A 16840-nucleotide genomic window follows, 5' to 3' on the forward strand; every position below is an offset into this window, starting at 1 on the left:
AACCTATTCAAATTGTTTTTCAACAATACCAACAAGTGATTGTAAGTCAAACTTTTCATCTTCGCCACTGAGGCAAATTCCCGCACTCATAACAGTCAAGTCTGTTTTTGATATAGCACTGGTGTGAGGTTCGCCGTCAGCAGTTGTCCACTCTACAACCCAATGATCTTTACGATCGCGATATTCTTGTAATTCTCCCCCACCCATCTGCAAAGCTTCTCGCAAGCGCTTTTCATCTCGCCGTTGTTGCTGCAAAGCAGCAAATTCTTTCGCTTGTTGAGCAACTATATTGTATACTGTCCGCATCTCTGGCGTGATGCCTGAAAAGTGCAGTTTTTCTGGTGGTGTGACTTGCTTGAGGTGTTCTTGCAGTTGTTCGGCAATCAACGGATCGGCACGGCGATCGCACTCATCAAACCACCAACCAGCACCATCGGTTCGCGCTACTATTGGCTCAAACCGCGCTCCTTCTGTAACTAAATGCACGGCTATCGGTTGACAATATCCGCAGCGTTGCTGCATGTCAGCTTCATTGACTGGATATGCAAGCCAAGTTTGCGATCGCAACAGGTGGGCAAGTCGCAAGCGTACTGGTTTGAGGTGTTGCAGGTATTCGGCAATTTGGGGCAAACTAGGTTCTTCAACTACGGCTGCTGTTTGATCGTCTACTGGTTGAAAAATTCCCCAGCCTTCAAAGTTGCGGGGTTTGGGGATAAATGTATAAACTATTCCCGCTACTCTAGTTCGCACTTTGCCACCGCGCACACATGGTGCAATAAACTGAGTTGAGCGTAAGTTATTTTCTTGAGCAGCGAGTTGGTTAATCAGCTTGCGAATATCTGTCATTTGATATTATTGAAATTCAAAACGTGCCTGGAAGAAAAGGAAAGTGCTGGCGACAAAGTAAAATAGTCGCCAGCAACCTATGGGCATTGATGATGTTGTATATATAATCTTGGTGCTGCTTAGCAGCTTTTATGCAGCAGGTAACATTATCAGACAATGATATTTTGACTTCATGCCTTCGATATTGGCAGGAATAAAGCATTTGGTGAGATAAGACTGTAAAAAAAGGCCTCCCAAGGAGTTGGGGGGACAAGCATAAATTTTCATAGGCATTTACACTTGAGATAAGCCAGATAAAGCCTACACCCTAGCTTGCAAATATTGCTAGCTAGGGCTTTCTTAATGTTTACAGCGGTGTTGGTTCACTAGCCCAAACATTTTGTGCTATTTAGCCTCAAAAATTGTAACATCTTATAGCTTTTGGCTGTTTTTGTGTACTGGATGTGAGCATGATGTCGAAATAAGAGCCATGCTCGATAACTTTATGGATTGAGAGTACTGTGAACTACCTACACCGCCTGAGTACAGATCGGTGTAGGCTTCTGGTGCATTCTTAATACTCCCAGAACTTCGTACCCCTCGTTACCAGGTTCAACCTGGCTCTTGTGAATTAAGAGCCTCTGGCTCTTGTTTACGATCGCCGTCTGCGCGATGGGTTTAAAATCGGTGTCCTGTTCCCATCCAGCCAAAGGGCAATTAACTTCACCTCTGCTTGAGTGGTGGGGAGCGTTGCGATCGCCTTTGTGTAGGTCTGGACGCGGACGAGGGAGAGAATATAAATTCCAACGTTCGCCTGTAGTTCCATTCCAAAGAACGATCGTTTCATCTTGACCCCCACTAGCTAAAATTGCTTCTTCTGAACCGAGGAAACCAGATCGGGTCGAACATCGGCATATTTCCAGGCTTGATGAAACTGTTGCTGAACCGCTTGAGCCTCTTTTGTTTTGTGCTGTGCCCGGAGACTCTGCATCAGTCCATATAACGACCAGCCATTGTTGGGATAGATTTTCAAGTCTTCCCGGTAAATTCGCTCTGCCTCAGCCGGACGATTGGCTTGCAGCAGTACAGAAGCTAGTGTTTGGCGCACTGGTGAATACCAAGGAGGAGGCTCGACATATTTGAGGTTGTCTTCTAGTTCTACGCCTTTTTGGAGATGTGCGATCGCGGCTTCATAATTTCCTTGCTTTGCTTCTAGTTTGCCTGCTAAAACTTCTGTCGCAATTTGCAGTAAGTCAGCCGTGGTATTGATGTCCCAAAGCGTCATCTTTTGGAGAGCAGGATTAGCTGCGATCGCTTTTAATTTCTCTAGTTCCTGTGCCGCAGGTTGCAACCGACCTTTGGCAGTGAATGCCATGCCGCGTGCAAAATGCCACACTCCGTTAGGATAGAGCAGATCCTTGCTCGGAGCAGGTTCTGCTAGAATTTTGTCCCACAGCCCAAACTTAATCTCGCTATAGAGCGGAATCATCGCATAGTGCTGTAGTGTGCCATAACCCGGTTTGCCCATCAATTTTGGATCAACCAGTTCTGCTGTTTTTTGAGCCGCGTTGAGGGCAACTTTTTGCTGTCCTGACATCACTGCGGCATACCAGAGAAAGTGGTGATTGTGAGGCATATACCCAAGCCGATAGATGCCTTCTGTAGGATGTTGTTGGTGATAGTGACGATCAACTTCAGCCGCTTTCTGGTTTGCAACTACGGCATCGTGATAGCGTCCCACACGGATGTAAATATGGGCAGGCATATGCACCAAATGTCCGGTTTGAATGTTCAGGGCACGCAAGCGATCGGCAGCTTCAACCGCCAGTTCAGGACGTTTGGATTCCACCGCATGGATATAAAGGTGAAGAGCACCAAGATGATTGGGATGACGCTTAAGCACTGATTCCAAGGTTGAAATAATCTCAGCTCCTTCGGGTTTGGGCGTGCCATCTTTTTGCCAATAATCCCAAGGTGTCGTGTCCATTAGGGCTTCAGCAAACAAGGTTATGGCATCCGGATCGGTGGGATAGCGTTGTGCAACATCCCGCATGGCTTTAGCATAGGCAAGATTGAGGGCGGAGCGGTCTTTGACGGGTTCCGGTGCATAGCGTTTAGCGAGTGCCTGAATGTAAGCTTGTTCTTTTTCGTTCGCGTGTTGACTCAGGGCGATCGCTTTTTGAATTGCATCCCACGCGGTTGGAACGTCTTTGTCTTCCATCGCCGCATTAATGTTAGGGCCGAGAACATATGCCATTCCCCAGTAGCACATCGCGCAGTTCGGATCGAGTTGAGCCGCTTGTTTGAACGATCGAAAAGCTTCGGCATGATTGAAACCATAAGCGAGGGTGAGTCCTTGATTAAAGTAGCGTTGTGCTAGAGGATTGCGAGTTGAAATGGGATGCTGAAGGTTGCCAATATTCTCAAACAGGGGAACAGTTGCAGCATGGTGCGGGGAAGACTGGGATTGAGCCATCAAATCTCCCATACAGGCTGGCAATTTTAGAGTTGTGCTTAGTACAAGTGCTAAGGTAATGTGTTTGAATCGAATCATATTATACATTTGGTATACCTCTTCGTAATTTAAAATCGTTGTTCTTCAAAGTTCACTTCAATCAATGAAACACGCTACCAATCAAGTTTGTTGCGGGTTTCACAGGCATCTGCGGAACGATCGAGATTGGGGCATTCTGTTGGAGTGGTTTTGCAACCAGAGGAAGCTTCATTGTGCGGGCTTGTTCATACACCTCACGAGTTGCGGCTCCTGGCTCGTCGTTTAGCTCTCGCTGCAAAATATCCGCACATTGCTGATAGACCCGCAGGGCACTCGCCCGATCGCCGTTGCAAGCATACAACCGCATCAAGGTACAATACGTTGATTCTTGCAGCGGATCAATCCGTAATAGCTGTTGGGCATAACGAATGGCTGCGGGATCATCTTGTTGTTCTTCTAGCAATCGGATTAATCGTTCCAATGCTCGAATGCAACTTTGCTGAAGCTGCGATCGCTCCGTTTCAACCCAATCGTCATAGCAATTGGGCAACAAGTCTCCTTGATAAAGCATGGCAGCTTTCTCTAGCGATCGCTTGACCAATGCCCAGTCTGCATCGCGTTCTGCTTGAGCGATCGCAGCTTCAAACTCGGCGACATCTAACGTAAAGGGGGCATCGGTGCGCCATTGAATCGTTTTGGCATCAGCTTGCACAAAGCGATCGGCGTCGGGGAGTGCTTGTCGTAAATAATGCAACTCGCGTCGTAAATTCGTGCGTGCCTGAGCTTCTGGGGAATCCGCCCAAAAATAGAAAGCCAAGCGCGATCGCGGTTGCGGAGACTGATGATGTAAGACCAGATAAGCGAGGAGTGACTGAAGGCGCTCTGTGTTCACGCTGCACACGGGCTGATCTGCATAGGTCAGTCGGAAATCGCCCAGTAACGTGATGCGTAGAGTGGAATCTGCCATTTCCCTTCGCCACACTTGTCTGCATCATCTTCATAATATAGTAAGAAAAACGATAATGACGGATCAAATCAAGCAAACATCTGCTATAATTCAACCCGCACAAGCACGTGTATTTGGTGAGGTATGCGATCGTTCTTGCCGTCGCCCAAAATCAAGAAGTGCGATCGCTGCGAATTTCTACAGTTGTTGATGATCCGCGTAGCGTTACCTTTGTAGTCCGATTGACAGCAAGAGTGTGGTGCTCCACAGAAACCACTCTTGCGATCGCATTTATAGCTAGGTTGATACATCCTCTAAGCAATAATGTTTAAATCATAGTTCTTTTTATAACGTTATTCTCACGCAACAGAATGTGTTTCATAGGAGCGTCCCACCGGCGGCGATCGCCCTCTGCACTACTCAGCAAACAAACAAGTCATACTATTTTGGATTTTAGATTTTGGAGCCACTGCGTTGCGCGGGTTCCCCGCGTTGTAGCACGTGGCGTGATTGAGAAACCCTCTGTGGGTATGGGTTATGTAAATCAATCTGTTGCAATCATTTTTTAAATTGGTATCAAATCCTCTTCCCTTCAGCTGCTGATGCCTTACCCCAACCAGGATCGCCAAAAGTTGGGAAAACCAATTTTTGTGATACTTAACAGTTTAGGAGTCAAAACTAACTTTTAAAACTCCCTCATCACATGACAGAATTTGAATTGTGTACGACTCCTGTCTTTGACCTTCAAAGGTGACTCTAATTTTATTGTTTTCTTCAACTTTCCAAGTTCCCGTAATCTTTTGTCGCCTATCAGTAGGGCCAATACCGTAGCGAATGAATTCTCCATTTTCCTTGATTTCAAATCCTTCTCTGCCTCGCGAGGGCGGAAAATTGTAATCACTAGGTCTATAGATTCTTACACCTTCAGTATCTTCTTCCCGAGAATGTATCCACTGCTTAAATATTGCATGTGATAGATTGTTATTCATCTGATTTTCTAAACAGCCTAGCTGAACTACATATAGGATAAGTAAACCAGCTAAAAAACTTCTCCTCAAAAGGTATATATTCGCCATCTTTGATTATAATAATCATTCTAATTGTTAATATTTCTTCTATGTAGAGTAATTTTTTTAGAAACAGGCATATTCTAAATTTAGGTCTAACAGAAATATTCTAAATAATACGTACCTCAAATACTTGAGGAGGTAATAAACTGCCTCAAAGTAATCTCTGAAAAGATATGAGCAGTTGAAGAGCAGAATTACACGCAAGTATCAGGATTTTGTCTTGGATATATTGAGAATAAACTCAATTAAAATCAGATTTCAATATTAACTTTTCATATCACGTTTATTTTCATAACCTTGCTAGATAAGGACTTTCAGCTAAAATCCACAATTTTATTATCTTAAGAGTGGGAGGAAACAATGAGCTTACCCCAACGGCGTACATGCGGAACTATGATCCTCCATGAAAAGCTCATGGAAACTTCTCTAACATACAGACAGAATCGGTTGAATATTGAAAACGCTAGTAGAGATTTTGAGACCAGAGCTATAGAAATAGAAAATGTTATTACAATTCCCGTTGTTGTTCACGTAGTTTACAACATTGATATTCAAAACATCTCTGATGCTCAAATAGAAAGTCAAATTAGAATCCTCAACGAGGATTTTAGAATGAAAAATGCTGACATAAGTTCAGTTCCTCAGCCCTTCAAAGATTTTGTCGCCGATCCTAAAATCGAATTTCAGCTGGCAGTAAGAGATCCTGATGGCAAGCCTACGAACGGTATTACCCGGACTTTCACCAGGGAAAGGGCATTCAATCCTGATGAAGACAATGTCAAATTTAACTCAACTGGCGGCAAAGATGCTTGGCCAACAGATAAGTATTTGAATATGTGGGTATGTAATCTCAGCAATAGTATTCTTGGATATGCTCAGTTCCCTGGCGGCCCGGCTGAAACAGATGGTGTAGTGATTCTTTATACTGCGTTTGGTGATATTGGCACAGCTACCGAACCCTTTAATAAAGGCAGAACTGCAACTCATGAAGTCGGTCATTGGCTAAATCTCAGACATATTTGGGGAGATGATTGGCCTGGTTCATGTATTGGTTCTGACGAAATTGACGATACTCCTAACCAAGCAGATGCAAATTTTGGTCGTCCGACTTTCCCACGCATAACCTGCAACAACGCTCCCAACGGAGATATGTTCATGAATTACTATGGACTACGTCGATGATGCTGCTATGTTTATGTTTAGTACTGGGCAAGTAGCAACGATGAGAGCTACTTTGAATGGCCCAAGAGCATCAATTCAGAATTCCGATGCCTTGACAGCAAATGCTAGAAAAATTTTTTAAATTGTAATAACTAATTAATTACGAATTAGTTTGGCATTTTTGGTAGGTCAGGCTTATCTACCATTTGAATTTGGGGGAGCTATTTTTCCTGCTCTCCCTTGCATAAAAATTTTTTTCCTAAAATTACTGAATAATCTTTAAAAAGACAATGCAGGTTTTTACATGTCGCACTTCAACTAACCTTTGTGAGTCACAATTAGATTTGTCTAAGCTTTCTCATACCTTTTGGGTGCAGTTTGGTCAGGAAGCATTGCTAATTACTGATGAGTCAGATTGGCATGAGATTCTCAAGAATGGTGAACGTAGGGGTACTCCTCTGCAAATAAGACCTAAACCAAGCGAGAAGAAAAATCTACACCTAGTAGTACAAAAGGGGCGATTATTTCAGCAGGAGCATCCAAATATTCCAGTTCTAATGGATAAAGGACGATTTTTAGTAGTTGACCTAGATCCTGAGTTGGTTGACAGCTTCAACAAGGGAGATGAGCCTTGTTATGCAGTGCGACCTCTTGAGGAAAATATGGTTGTCTTTAAAGAAAGACCGAAGACAGCTGCTAGAAGCATTCCCGCGGTTTGGATTCAGGATTTAGTTGAGCAAGTGTCCCGTTCCAGCCTGGAAGCTAACCTTATTCAGCTTGTCTCATGGTCTACTCGTTACTCCACCAATGCCTTTTACTTTGAGGCTGCTACTTGGGCACGAGAGCAGTTAGAAAAAATGGACTATAATACCCAGCTTGAAAGCATTGTTGTTAGGAACAGCACTAGCCAGAATGTCATCGCTGATAAGCCTGGTTACTATTCACAAACACGGGATCTTGTACTTGTAGTAGCACATCTAGATTCTATCAATAATCAAGACGGGCCTTTAGCAAGTGCACCTGGAGCAGATGATAACGGTAGTGGTTCTGCGGGTCTGCTTGAGATTGCCCGAGTCCTCAATACATATCAGAATAAGCATGACTTACGTTTCATTCTCTTTGGTGGTGAGGAACAGGGGCTTTTCGGTAGCAAGCAGTATATTGATAGTTTGAATGCAGCAGAGCGAACAAGAATCAAAGCTGTCCTGAACATGGATATGATTGGGACAATAAATACTGATGCGCCCACTGTCCTGCTTGAAGGTGCACCTGTGTCGCAATCGGTTATCGATAATCTTGCTGAGGCCGCAGAAACCTATACAGGACTTACTGTTCAGACCTCACTCAACCCATTTGCCAGCGACCATGTACCTTTTATCGATGTTGGAATCCCAGCAGTACTGACAATCGAAGGGGCTGACAGTGCCAACAGTAATATCCATACGGCTAATGATACGCTTACTCACATCAGTTACGATCTCATGCTTGAAATTTTACGCATGAACATCGCTTTTATAGCCAGCGCAGTTAATCAGTAAGCTGATATTTCGGTTATCGAGTTTAAATTCTTACAAATTTGAAAGCCTTATCATGCTGAAGGCGGTGTTGCAAAAATTTATCGTCTCCGCCGGGAAGATCCGATACGCAACGCAGTGAAGTATCGGGATGAAAGGCGAAGACTTGACTGCACAAGGAAAAAAATGGGAATTAATACTAAGTTGCAGTCAAAGATAGTACTTCCCTCACCCCGCCTATCGGCACCCCTCTCCCAATTTGGGAGAGGGGAAGGGGAGAGGGCACAAATTACTTGGGAGAGGGCACGAATTACTATTGCTATGTCTGAACGCAACTTGGTATAAGATACTAGGCTAAATAAACAGCAGTATTATTTCGGTTCATTATTCTGTAGTTAAGAATATATTATCAATTTTAAACTGCTTAATATACCCATTTTGTGCGTAATAACTGTGGAAGCAACTGTAACTATATATGATGCTGCCTGTGCTTTTTGTCAGAAAGCATAGACAAAACCACTTAAACCCTTCTTAAGAAGGAAACATACAATATCCTGATGTTCTTCAATTAAGTATGACAGGGTTTTACAGCTATCTGACAGTTTTTAATCGCAGCTCATTATCTGACTACGTATCGTAATGAATAGCACTATTAATTTCCGTAATTGGAAGAGCTTTTTCTTTAAAAATACAGTAAAATACTATACAATATACAAAGTAGAATTACAAGTAGTTATTTTTATTATCAGTCTACTAGCAATTGAGTTACTACATTCACAACAAATTCAGGGAAACCTCACCATTCCTGGTATTGTGTTTTTGTTGCTAAGTGTAGGTATATTAGGTAGTTTTGTAGTCAAATCACTGTTAGAAGAGCTTCGTAGTCGACAGGTGGGGAGGTGGCAAGGTAGAGTGATGACCTCACCCCATCACCCCAGCACTCCACCCCATCTCCCCATTGCTCCTTATCCCCATCAAAATAACTTCCTCGACCAAATACCTGTTGGCTTAATGCTGTTAGGAGCAAACGCAGAAATTCTCCTGTGCAATGCGATGGGTTGCAAGTTGTTGCATCGTTCAGAACAGGAATTACTGGGAACAACTGCTTTTGGTGCTGCTTGGCAAGTTATACAAGCAGACGGAACAAAGTTTGCTAACCCCAAACTGCTGCTTTCTCCCCAAGAAAATCTAGTTTTGGGCATTGCTCATCCCCAAAGCGATGAACTCATGTGGTTGTTGGTGAATACTCAGCCTCAAGACAGTGCCAAGCAGGTAATTTGTACTTTTAGTAATATTACTGCCCGACAAAGCAGTGAAGTTAGCTTGCGTCATACCCAAAGTCGCTTGGAACAACAAAATCAAGTATTGTTGGCACTAGCAAAGAGGAGAACTTTGGCGCAGGGCAACTTGAATACCGCTTTAGGTGAGATTACAGAAGCTGCTGCCAGCACCCTTGGAGTAGAGCGAGTGAGCGTGTGGCTATACAATAGCGATCGCTCTAAAATTTACTGCCTCAACCTTTATGAACAAACCCCCAAGCGCCATAGCTGTGGTGCAGAACTGGCAGCAGTTGACTTCCCGGCATACTTCCAAGCCTTAGAAACAGAGCGTACCATCGCTGCCAGTGATGCCTATACCGATCCGCGCACCTGCGAATTTAGTACAGCATACTTGCCTGCGGTTGGCGTTACATCGATGTTGGATGCGCCCATTTGGCTAGAAGGCGAAATGATTGGTGTTGTCTGTCATGAATATACTGGTGGTGTGCGCCATTGGACAATTGAAGAACAAAATTTTGCGGGGTGTATTGCTGACTTAGTGATCTTGGCGATGGAAGCAGATCGGCGTCAGAAAGCGCAACGGGCGCTACGACAAAGTGAAGCCAAGTTTCACAAGCTGACAGCTCACATGCCGGGAATGATTTATCAATTTATTCGGCATCCTGACGGTTCAGTAGATTTTCCCTACGCGAGTTCTTATTGTCGGGAAATGTTTGAATTAGAACCAGAACAAATGCAGCAAAATGCTCAACTGGTACTAGGACAAATTCATCCTGACGATCGCCAAAGTTTAGATGAGTCCATCGCCTCCTCAGCGCAAACTTTACAACCTTGGAGATGGGAAGGACGTTTCATCACGCCGAGTGGCAAGTTGAAGTGGCTTTCTGGTGCTTCCCGCCCAGAAAAGCTGGCAAACGGCGGCATTCTCTGGGATGGATTGTTAATGGATATCACAGAACGCAAGCGCACTGAAGCCGCATTGGCAAAGCGGGAACGTTACCTAGCAATACTGGTAGAGGTGCAAAGGCGATTATTAGCAGATGATACTGATGGCAATTGTTATGCACATATCTTAGAGCAATTGGGACAAACATCTGGTGCGAGTCGCGTTTACCTGTTCGAGAATCACACAGATGAAACTGGACGCTTGCTTGCCAGTCAGCATGTAGAATGGTGTGCCAAGGGCATAAAACCAGAAATCGATAACCCTGCACTGCAAAACTTTCCCTTAGAAAAAGTTTTCCCTTGTTGGACTGAAGCGATCGGACGAGGTGAAATCATTGCAGGTATCGTGAGTGAATTTCCACAACCAAAGCGAAGAATTCTTGCTTCCCGCAAAGTTCTTTCCATCCTAGTTTTGCCTCTGATAGTGAACAACCAATTTTGGGGCTTCATAGGCTTCGATAATTGTCAAGAAGCACGTCTGTGGGACTCTTTAGAAGTGGATCTGCTAGCAGCAGCAGCGGCAGCAATTGCTTTACATCAAGAACGAGCATTAGCAGAAAAGGCGCTATTTCAAGCTAAAGATGAACTAGAAATCCAAGTAGAAAAGCGGACAAAGGCTTTAAGAAATACGAATCAGCAATTATTAGTAGAAATTGCTGAACGTACTGCTGCCGAGCGTGCTTTACAGATATCATTGGAAAATCTGAAAAAAGCCCAAGCCCAACTCGTCCAGAGCGAAAAAATGTCTTCTCTAGGTCAAATGGTTGCTGGTATAGCCCATGAAATCAACAATCCGATTGGTTTCATTGTTGGTAACTTGGGATACGCCAACGAGTATATATCCGACTTGCTAGAGATGCTATACCTATACCAAGAACATTATCCTCAACCAGTCTCAGCAATTGTAGAGCGATCGCAACAAATAGATTTTGACTTTTTGGTGACGGATCTGCCAAAGCTTTTAGAATCTATGCAATCTGGTGCTAAACGTATTAGTGATATTGTTGTTTCTTTAAGAAACTTCTCGCGCCTCGACGAAGCCGAGATGAAGCGCGTTAATTTGCATGAAGGCATCGACAACACCCTATTAATTTTGCAGCACCGGCTCAAATATAATAGTCACCATCCTGAAATTCAAATTATCAAAGAGTACGGTGAATTGCCTAATATTGAGTGCTATCCAGGCAAGCTTAATCAAGTCTTTTTTAATATTTTAAATAATGCAATTGATGCAATTGAAGAGTCATTAGTCATTAGTCATTTGTCATTTGCTAATGACAAAGGACTAATGACGAAGGACAAAGGAGTAATTCGCATTTGCACAGAACTTTCTCCTGCTGGTAATGTACGTATACGCATAGCTGATAACGGTCTTGGAATGAGCGAACAAGTCAAAGCACGAGTATTTGACCCCTTCTTTACCACTAAATCCGTGGGTAGTGGCACTGGTTTGGGATTAACTATTAGCTATCAAATAGTTGTTAAAAATCACAGAGGTGTTTTGAACTGTACTTCAGAACTAGGGCAAGGAACAGAATTTTGTATTGAAATTCCGATTTCCCAAACAAATTAAAGAGTAGAGACGTGCCATGGCACGTCTCTACAAAAATCTGGCGTTGCTGATTGAAAGTATGAAACTGTTAACATCAGATTTACAATCTACTGCCGTAGAAGCAATTCATGAATTGCTTCTACAAAATTCATACCTCGATTCAGCAATGCCCCTATCCCAATTTGGTATAATTCAGCAATAGCTCAAATTTGGTAGCGATCGCGCCTTGGTTATCGCCACAGAATTAGGCATACCGTTAGCCAAGCAGCATTGCAGGCACAATTAGAACTAGAACAAGAACGCCAAGGTGCTCAAAGGTTGGCTGAAAGATTGCGATCGCTTGGTATTGATGATAAGTAGCAACGCTATAAATTGCGCCTGGGCAAAAGCTAATCCAAAACCTCAAACTCAGCATCGTTCTTTTTCTACCCAGTGAGGTATGCATTACCTATTTAATTGCACTAAGATAAAGTCGCTCTTTTAATGCTAAAAGGACATGGGAGTATGGCAGCCCTTAAGCGTACCGCACAAGCCGTATGGCGTGGAAACTTAAAAAGCGGCAAAGGTGAAATTAGTGCTACCAGTGGAGTACTCCAAAACACTCCTTACAGCTTTGCAACTAGGTTTGAAAACTCCCCAGGCACCAATCCAGAAGAATTGATAGCAGCTGCTCATGCTGGCTGTTATAGCATGGCATTTGCATTTACATTAACTGAAAAAGGATACCAGCCTGAGAGCGTGCAAACGCAAGCAACTTGCATAATCGAACCGCAACAAACAGGTGGTTTCAAAATTACCAAGATCCATCTAGAAACTCAGGGACGTGTTCCTGGTATTGATACAGCAACCTTTCAGCAAATCGCGCAAGAAGCTGAAGCAGGATGCCCTGTCTCAAATGCTTTACGTGGCGGAGTAGAAATAGAATTGGATGCCACTTTGGCGTAATAGGTTTGTAGTAGCACTAAGTACAACATTGCATAAGTTCATGGCGAAATTTGGGCACTAAGACTCCGCGCCCCTCTGCGTTTTAAATCGCTATGCTTTTACGCAAAGCCGTACTAAGCGCTACTACAAACTAACTCCCAATCACTCTTTCAACTTAAATTCATCAAACTTGATAACTTCTGCATCTGGTTTGCGCGTATCAAAACGATAGCTACTTATCGTACCCGTACCTGTGTCAAAGATACTGAAAACAGTGATTTCATTACTAGCAATATATGGTATCGTCTGGCCATTTTCATCCAGCATAGGTGCAATAGTTGGCGTAACTGGTTCTAATCCATAGGGATCGCCAATTGCTACGTAATCCTGATTTTGCCAAGGTGGTAGGTTCTTGCGCTTTTTATCTTTATAGGCAGCGCCGTAAGAATTGCCGACATTAGAAGTTTCTAAAAAATGTATCCCCGATGGGCTGCAAAAGCGGTTCCATAAATGAGAATGTCCAAAAAACACTAACTGCACTTGTGCTGCTTCCAGCAGTGGCAGTAAATCACGAATAATGTAGTCTGCTTGCTTAGGATACTCGTAGCGCACTGCCTTGATATTACCATCTTCATCTCGTTCAATTATCTGCACTGGGTCAGTATAGGCAGGTACAATGTTGTCGCCTAAAGTATGAGGCGGATGATGCAACATCACTACTTTATACTTGGCTTGTTTAAACTCAGGGCTGTTGAGTTCTTGCACTAGCCAGTTATATTGCTGGCTATCTTTGGCAATAGGCTCATATATATGCTGTCCATAACCCCAATTTTCTGGATTGTCTAATTCTACTTCTGGTTCACCGTATTTTCCCTGCTTTCCACCATCAGTGTTGACATAACGCCACATATTCGTGGCATACAGCACTACTAAACGCACATCACCAAAACTGACTGCATAATAAGTTTTTCCACCTTCTGGACTTTCAGGTAAGGTAAAAATCTCTTCGTAGGTATCAGTATTAAAAGAGTTATCTTTGAGGAAGTTCTCCCCATATAATTTGAGAGCAACTGTACGGGGAATAGTATCGTTAAATTCTTCGTTCAAACTGTCTTTTCTAGCAAACCGTCCCATGACTTCATGATTGCCAATGCAAGTGAACATGGGCGCATGTTGAATAATCTGACCGCCAGTGTAGCTTGTTTTAGTACCGTTGCAGTCTATTTCATATTTGGCACGACCTTGCAAACATGGAAAAAACGCACCACCACGATTATCATCAAACCATTCACTAGCGCGATCGGGGATATTCGCTAAGTCACCGGCGAACCAAACTGCATCTATTTGCCCTATTGTTTCGACAACCTTTTGTAAATTTGCTGCCACCATTGGCTTAATTTGATGATCGGAGGTAAGCAGAATTTTCAGCGGTGTACCAGGAGTAGGAGTAGGTGCGAGGCTATACACATTACTGCTGACACTCTGACCATCTTCCCTTACACTCGTGACTCGATAAGCAAGATTTTTGTTGGGAGTTAAACTAGTTACCTCAGCTTCGTGTCGCCAGATATGGCGTTGGACGGGGTGTTGATAAACTTGTCCGTCTTGGGTTTGACTTCCTACTCGTGATTGTTGATCCTCACGAGTGCGACTCAGTTTGGTAGTTTTGGCACAGACTGTTGTAGCTAGATTTTCACCGTAGGAAACAAGATGCCTGTAACCAGCAAATTCGGTAAACCACACAACTCGCACTGAAGTTGGAGTTGGCAGTTGCAGAAATGGATCGGTTAGTAACTGAGGTGGTGATGTCATAAGTGGCTGCACAAAAAGAATTTGGTGATTGGTGATTCGTGATTGGGAAAGAACCTTGTTATGGTTCTTCCCCAGTACCTAGTACCTAGTACCCATTCTCCATTACCGACTGAGAGTGAATTCAATGAAACAGACCACTAGAAGAATAGGAGTTTCTCACCGACTTTCTATGATTTTAGTGTCATTTCCATCAGTATATTTTGGGTACTGCGTTCTGGCTCATTCTTAGCGGGATGACGTTGGATATAGGAACCATCTGATTTAAGTTCCCAGGCTTGGCGATTGTCTGCTAGGCTGATCTCTAGAATTTTTTGCAAAGTTTGTACAAGCTGCGGATCTTCAACTGGTGTAACGGCTTCTACACGTCTATCTAGGTTGCGGGGCATCCAATCAGCACTACCGATGTACACTTCATTGTGTCCGTGATTATGGAAATGAAAGATCCGAGAGTGTTCCAAAAAACGACCGATGACACTAATTACATGAATATTTTCGCTGACTTCTGGAACTTCAGGACGCAAGCAGCATATACCCCGAATAATTAGATCAATTTGTACCCCAGCTTGAGATGCTTCGTAGAGGATAGCAATGATTTGGGGATCGACCAAAGAGTTCATTTTAGCGATGATACGACCCGTTTTGCCGTTTTTGCAGTGTTCGATTTCGCGACGGATGAGGGCAATTATGCGATCGCGCATACTTACGGGAGATACTAGCAGCTTACGGTAAGAATGCTGACAAGAATAGCCCGTTAAATAATTAAATAAATCTGTTAAATCTGCGCCTAAGTCTTCTCGACAACTCAGCAGTCCGATATCAGTGTATAATTTCGCTGTTTTGGGATTGTAGTTGCCCGTGCCAATGTGGACGTAGCGACGAATATCTTCTCCTTCTTGACGCACTATGAGCACAATTTTGGTGTGAGTCTTCAACCCTACCAAGCCATAAACGACATGAACACCAGACTTTTCTAATTTCTGTGCCCAAGTAATGTTATTCTCTTCATCAAAACGGGCTTTTAATTCTACAAGGGCAGCAACTTGTTTACCGCTTTCAGCCGCAGCAATCAAAGAACTAACAATCTCCGAATCCCCAGAGGTGCGGTAAAGTGTCATTTTGATTGCTAGCACGTGGCGATCGCGGGCAGCTTGGACGATAAATTGTTCTACAGAGGCGGTGAAGGATTCGTAAGGATGATGCACCAGCAAATCATTTTGCCGGATCGCAGAGAAAATATCTTCTGGATCATCTAATTGAGCAATTTTACTAGCTTGATTTAAATGACGCAGACGAGGTGGAATGACTGGTGTCCAAGGTGGATCTTTGAGTTCAGGTAACGGCAAAGCCAGGAACGACATTAAATCCTTCAAATTCAGCAGTCCATCGATCTCATAAACATCACCCTCAGTCAGTTCCATTTCTTCAATTAACATCTGTCGCACTGACTTAGGCATTGATGGTTGAATTTCCAACCGCACCACCGAACCACGAAAGTGTCGTCCGCGTAACTCTTGCTGAATTGCTAATAGCAAATCATCTGCTTCATCTTCTACTACTGCGATATCGGCCTTGCGAGTCAGTCGAAACAGGTGATATTCCTTAATAATCATGCCTGGAAATAAGGCTTCTAAATTGTGCGCCACTACCTGTTCTATGGGTACACCTATCCACTGATTTGATTTACCGTTATGCTGTTGCAACTGTTTAGGTAACTCAATAAATCGAGGCAGAATATTGGGAACTTTGACTCTCGCAAACTTTTCTTCCCCTGTGGCTGGATCTTTAACAACTACTGCCAAGTTCAGACTAAGATTTGCCATCAAGGGGAAAGGATGACTAGGATCTACTGCCAAAGGCGTGAGAACCGGAAAAATCCGCTGTTTAAACAAATCTTGCAAATAAGAACGCTGTTCGGAACTTATGTCTTTGTAATTGAGAAGATAAATACCATGAAATGCCATTTCTGGACGCAGGACTTTCTCAAACAGATGATGTTGCTCAATTACCATTGGACGCAACAGTTGAGCGATCGCTTCTAATTGTTCTTGAGGAGTGCGACCATCTGGCGTTCGCTGGCTAACTCCGGCTTGGACTTGGTCTTTGAGAATTGCCACGCGCACCATGAAAAATTCATCTAGATTGGAACTGAAGATGGCTGCAAACTTCAGTCTCTCTAGTAAAGGTGTACGAGAATCTAACGCCTCATGTAAAACTCGACGATTGAATTCCAACCAACTTAGCTCTCGATTAAAGTAATACTGAGAATCGCTGAGGTTTATAGCTTTGGCTATCTCTTTAGATTTAGTCATGTTATTTG

13 protein-coding genes are annotated in these 16840 nt (G+C 43.5%); 6 read left to right on the top strand and 7 right to left on the bottom strand.

What is annotated here, in order from left to right:
• Positions 1-3 precede the first annotated feature (3 nt).
• The 4 genes from FIS9605_RS0127675 to FIS9605_RS0127690 form a co-directional block, all read right to left on the bottom strand.
• On the bottom strand, positions 4-846 hold the full coding sequence (locus FIS9605_RS0127675) for a hypothetical protein (RefSeq protein ID WP_026735481.1): 843 nt from the start codon (positions 844-846) through the stop codon (positions 4-6).
• 631 nt (positions 847-1477) lie between these two features.
• On the bottom strand, positions 1478-1672 hold the full coding sequence (locus FIS9605_RS43155) for a hypothetical protein (RefSeq protein ID WP_155960549.1): 195 nt from the start codon (positions 1670-1672) through the stop codon (positions 1478-1480).
• A gap of 15 nt (positions 1673-1687) precedes the next feature.
• Complete coding sequence (locus FIS9605_RS0127685; protein ID WP_026735483.1) at positions 1688-3388, bottom strand: tetratricopeptide repeat protein; 1701 nt, start codon at positions 3386-3388, stop codon at positions 1688-1690.
• A 52-nt stretch (positions 3389-3440) separates the two neighbouring features.
• Positions 3441-4286 carry an AfsR/SARP family transcriptional regulator gene (locus tag FIS9605_RS0127690; RefSeq protein WP_026735484.1) on the bottom strand — a complete coding sequence of 282 codons (846 nt, stop codon included), beginning with the start codon at positions 4284-4286 and terminating at the stop codon, positions 3441-3443.
• Between the two features lie 107 nt (positions 4287-4393).
• Here FIS9605_RS0127690 and FIS9605_RS43160 point away from each other — a divergent pair, with 107 nt between their 5' ends.
• Positions 4394-4597, top strand: a complete 204-nt coding sequence (locus FIS9605_RS43160; protein ID WP_155960550.1) for a hypothetical protein — start codon at positions 4394-4396, stop codon at positions 4595-4597.
• Positions 4598-4930: 333 nt separating this feature from the next.
• Here the strand turns inward: FIS9605_RS43160 and FIS9605_RS0127695 are convergent, their stop codons facing one another.
• Positions 4931-5341, bottom strand: a complete 411-nt coding sequence (locus FIS9605_RS0127695; protein WP_051470157.1) for a hypothetical protein — start codon at positions 5339-5341, stop codon at positions 4931-4933.
• Positions 5342-5695: 354 nt separating this feature from the next.
• Between FIS9605_RS0127695 and FIS9605_RS38410 the strand changes: the two genes are divergently transcribed.
• The 5 genes from FIS9605_RS38410 to FIS9605_RS0127725 all read left to right on the top strand — a co-directional run bounded on the left by FIS9605_RS38410 (position 5696) and on the right by FIS9605_RS0127725 (position 12732).
• Positions 5696-6517 carry a zinc metalloprotease gene (locus tag FIS9605_RS38410; RefSeq protein WP_197036159.1) on the top strand — a complete coding sequence of 274 codons (822 nt, stop codon included), beginning with the start codon at positions 5696-5698 and terminating at the stop codon, positions 6515-6517.
• Positions 6518-6786: 269 nt separating this feature from the next.
• Positions 6787-8034, top strand: a complete 1248-nt coding sequence (locus tag FIS9605_RS0127705) for a M28 family metallopeptidase (protein ID WP_197036160.1) — start codon at positions 6787-6789, stop codon at positions 8032-8034.
• Positions 8035-9021: 987 nt separating this feature from the next.
• Entirely contained in the window at positions 9022-11808 is a 2787-nt protein-coding gene (locus FIS9605_RS0127710) for a GAF domain-containing sensor histidine kinase (protein WP_026735487.1), read from the top strand.
• A gap of 16 nt (positions 11809-11824) precedes the next feature.
• Complete coding sequence (locus tag FIS9605_RS43165) at positions 11825-11989, top strand: hypothetical protein (protein WP_155960551.1); 165 nt, start codon at positions 11825-11827, stop codon at positions 11987-11989.
• Positions 11990-12291: 302 nt separating this feature from the next.
• The gene (locus FIS9605_RS0127725; protein WP_026735488.1) at positions 12292-12732 is read left to right on the top strand and encodes an OsmC family protein; all 441 of its coding nucleotides are present in this window, start codon (positions 12292-12294) and stop codon (positions 12730-12732) included.
• A gap of 141 nt (positions 12733-12873) precedes the next feature.
• Here the strand turns inward: FIS9605_RS0127725 and FIS9605_RS0127730 are convergent, their stop codons facing one another.
• Both FIS9605_RS0127730 and ppk1 read right to left on the bottom strand, forming a co-directional pair.
• The gene (locus tag FIS9605_RS0127730; protein ID WP_026735489.1) at positions 12874-14523 is read right to left on the bottom strand and encodes a metallophosphoesterase family protein; all 1650 of its coding nucleotides are present in this window, start codon (positions 14521-14523) and stop codon (positions 12874-12876) included.
• A gap of 167 nt (positions 14524-14690) precedes the next feature.
• Positions 14691-16832: a polyphosphate kinase 1 gene (ppk1, locus tag FIS9605_RS0127735; RefSeq protein ID WP_026735490.1), complete on the bottom strand. Its 2142-nt coding sequence runs from the start codon at positions 16830-16832 to the stop codon at positions 14691-14693.
• Between the last annotated feature and the right edge of the window lie 8 nt (positions 16833-16840).

This window comes from Fischerella sp. PCC 9605, assembly GCF_000517105.1.
In the GTDB taxonomy this organism is placed as follows: Bacteria; Cyanobacteriota; Cyanobacteriia; order Cyanobacteriales; family Nostocaceae; genus PCC9605.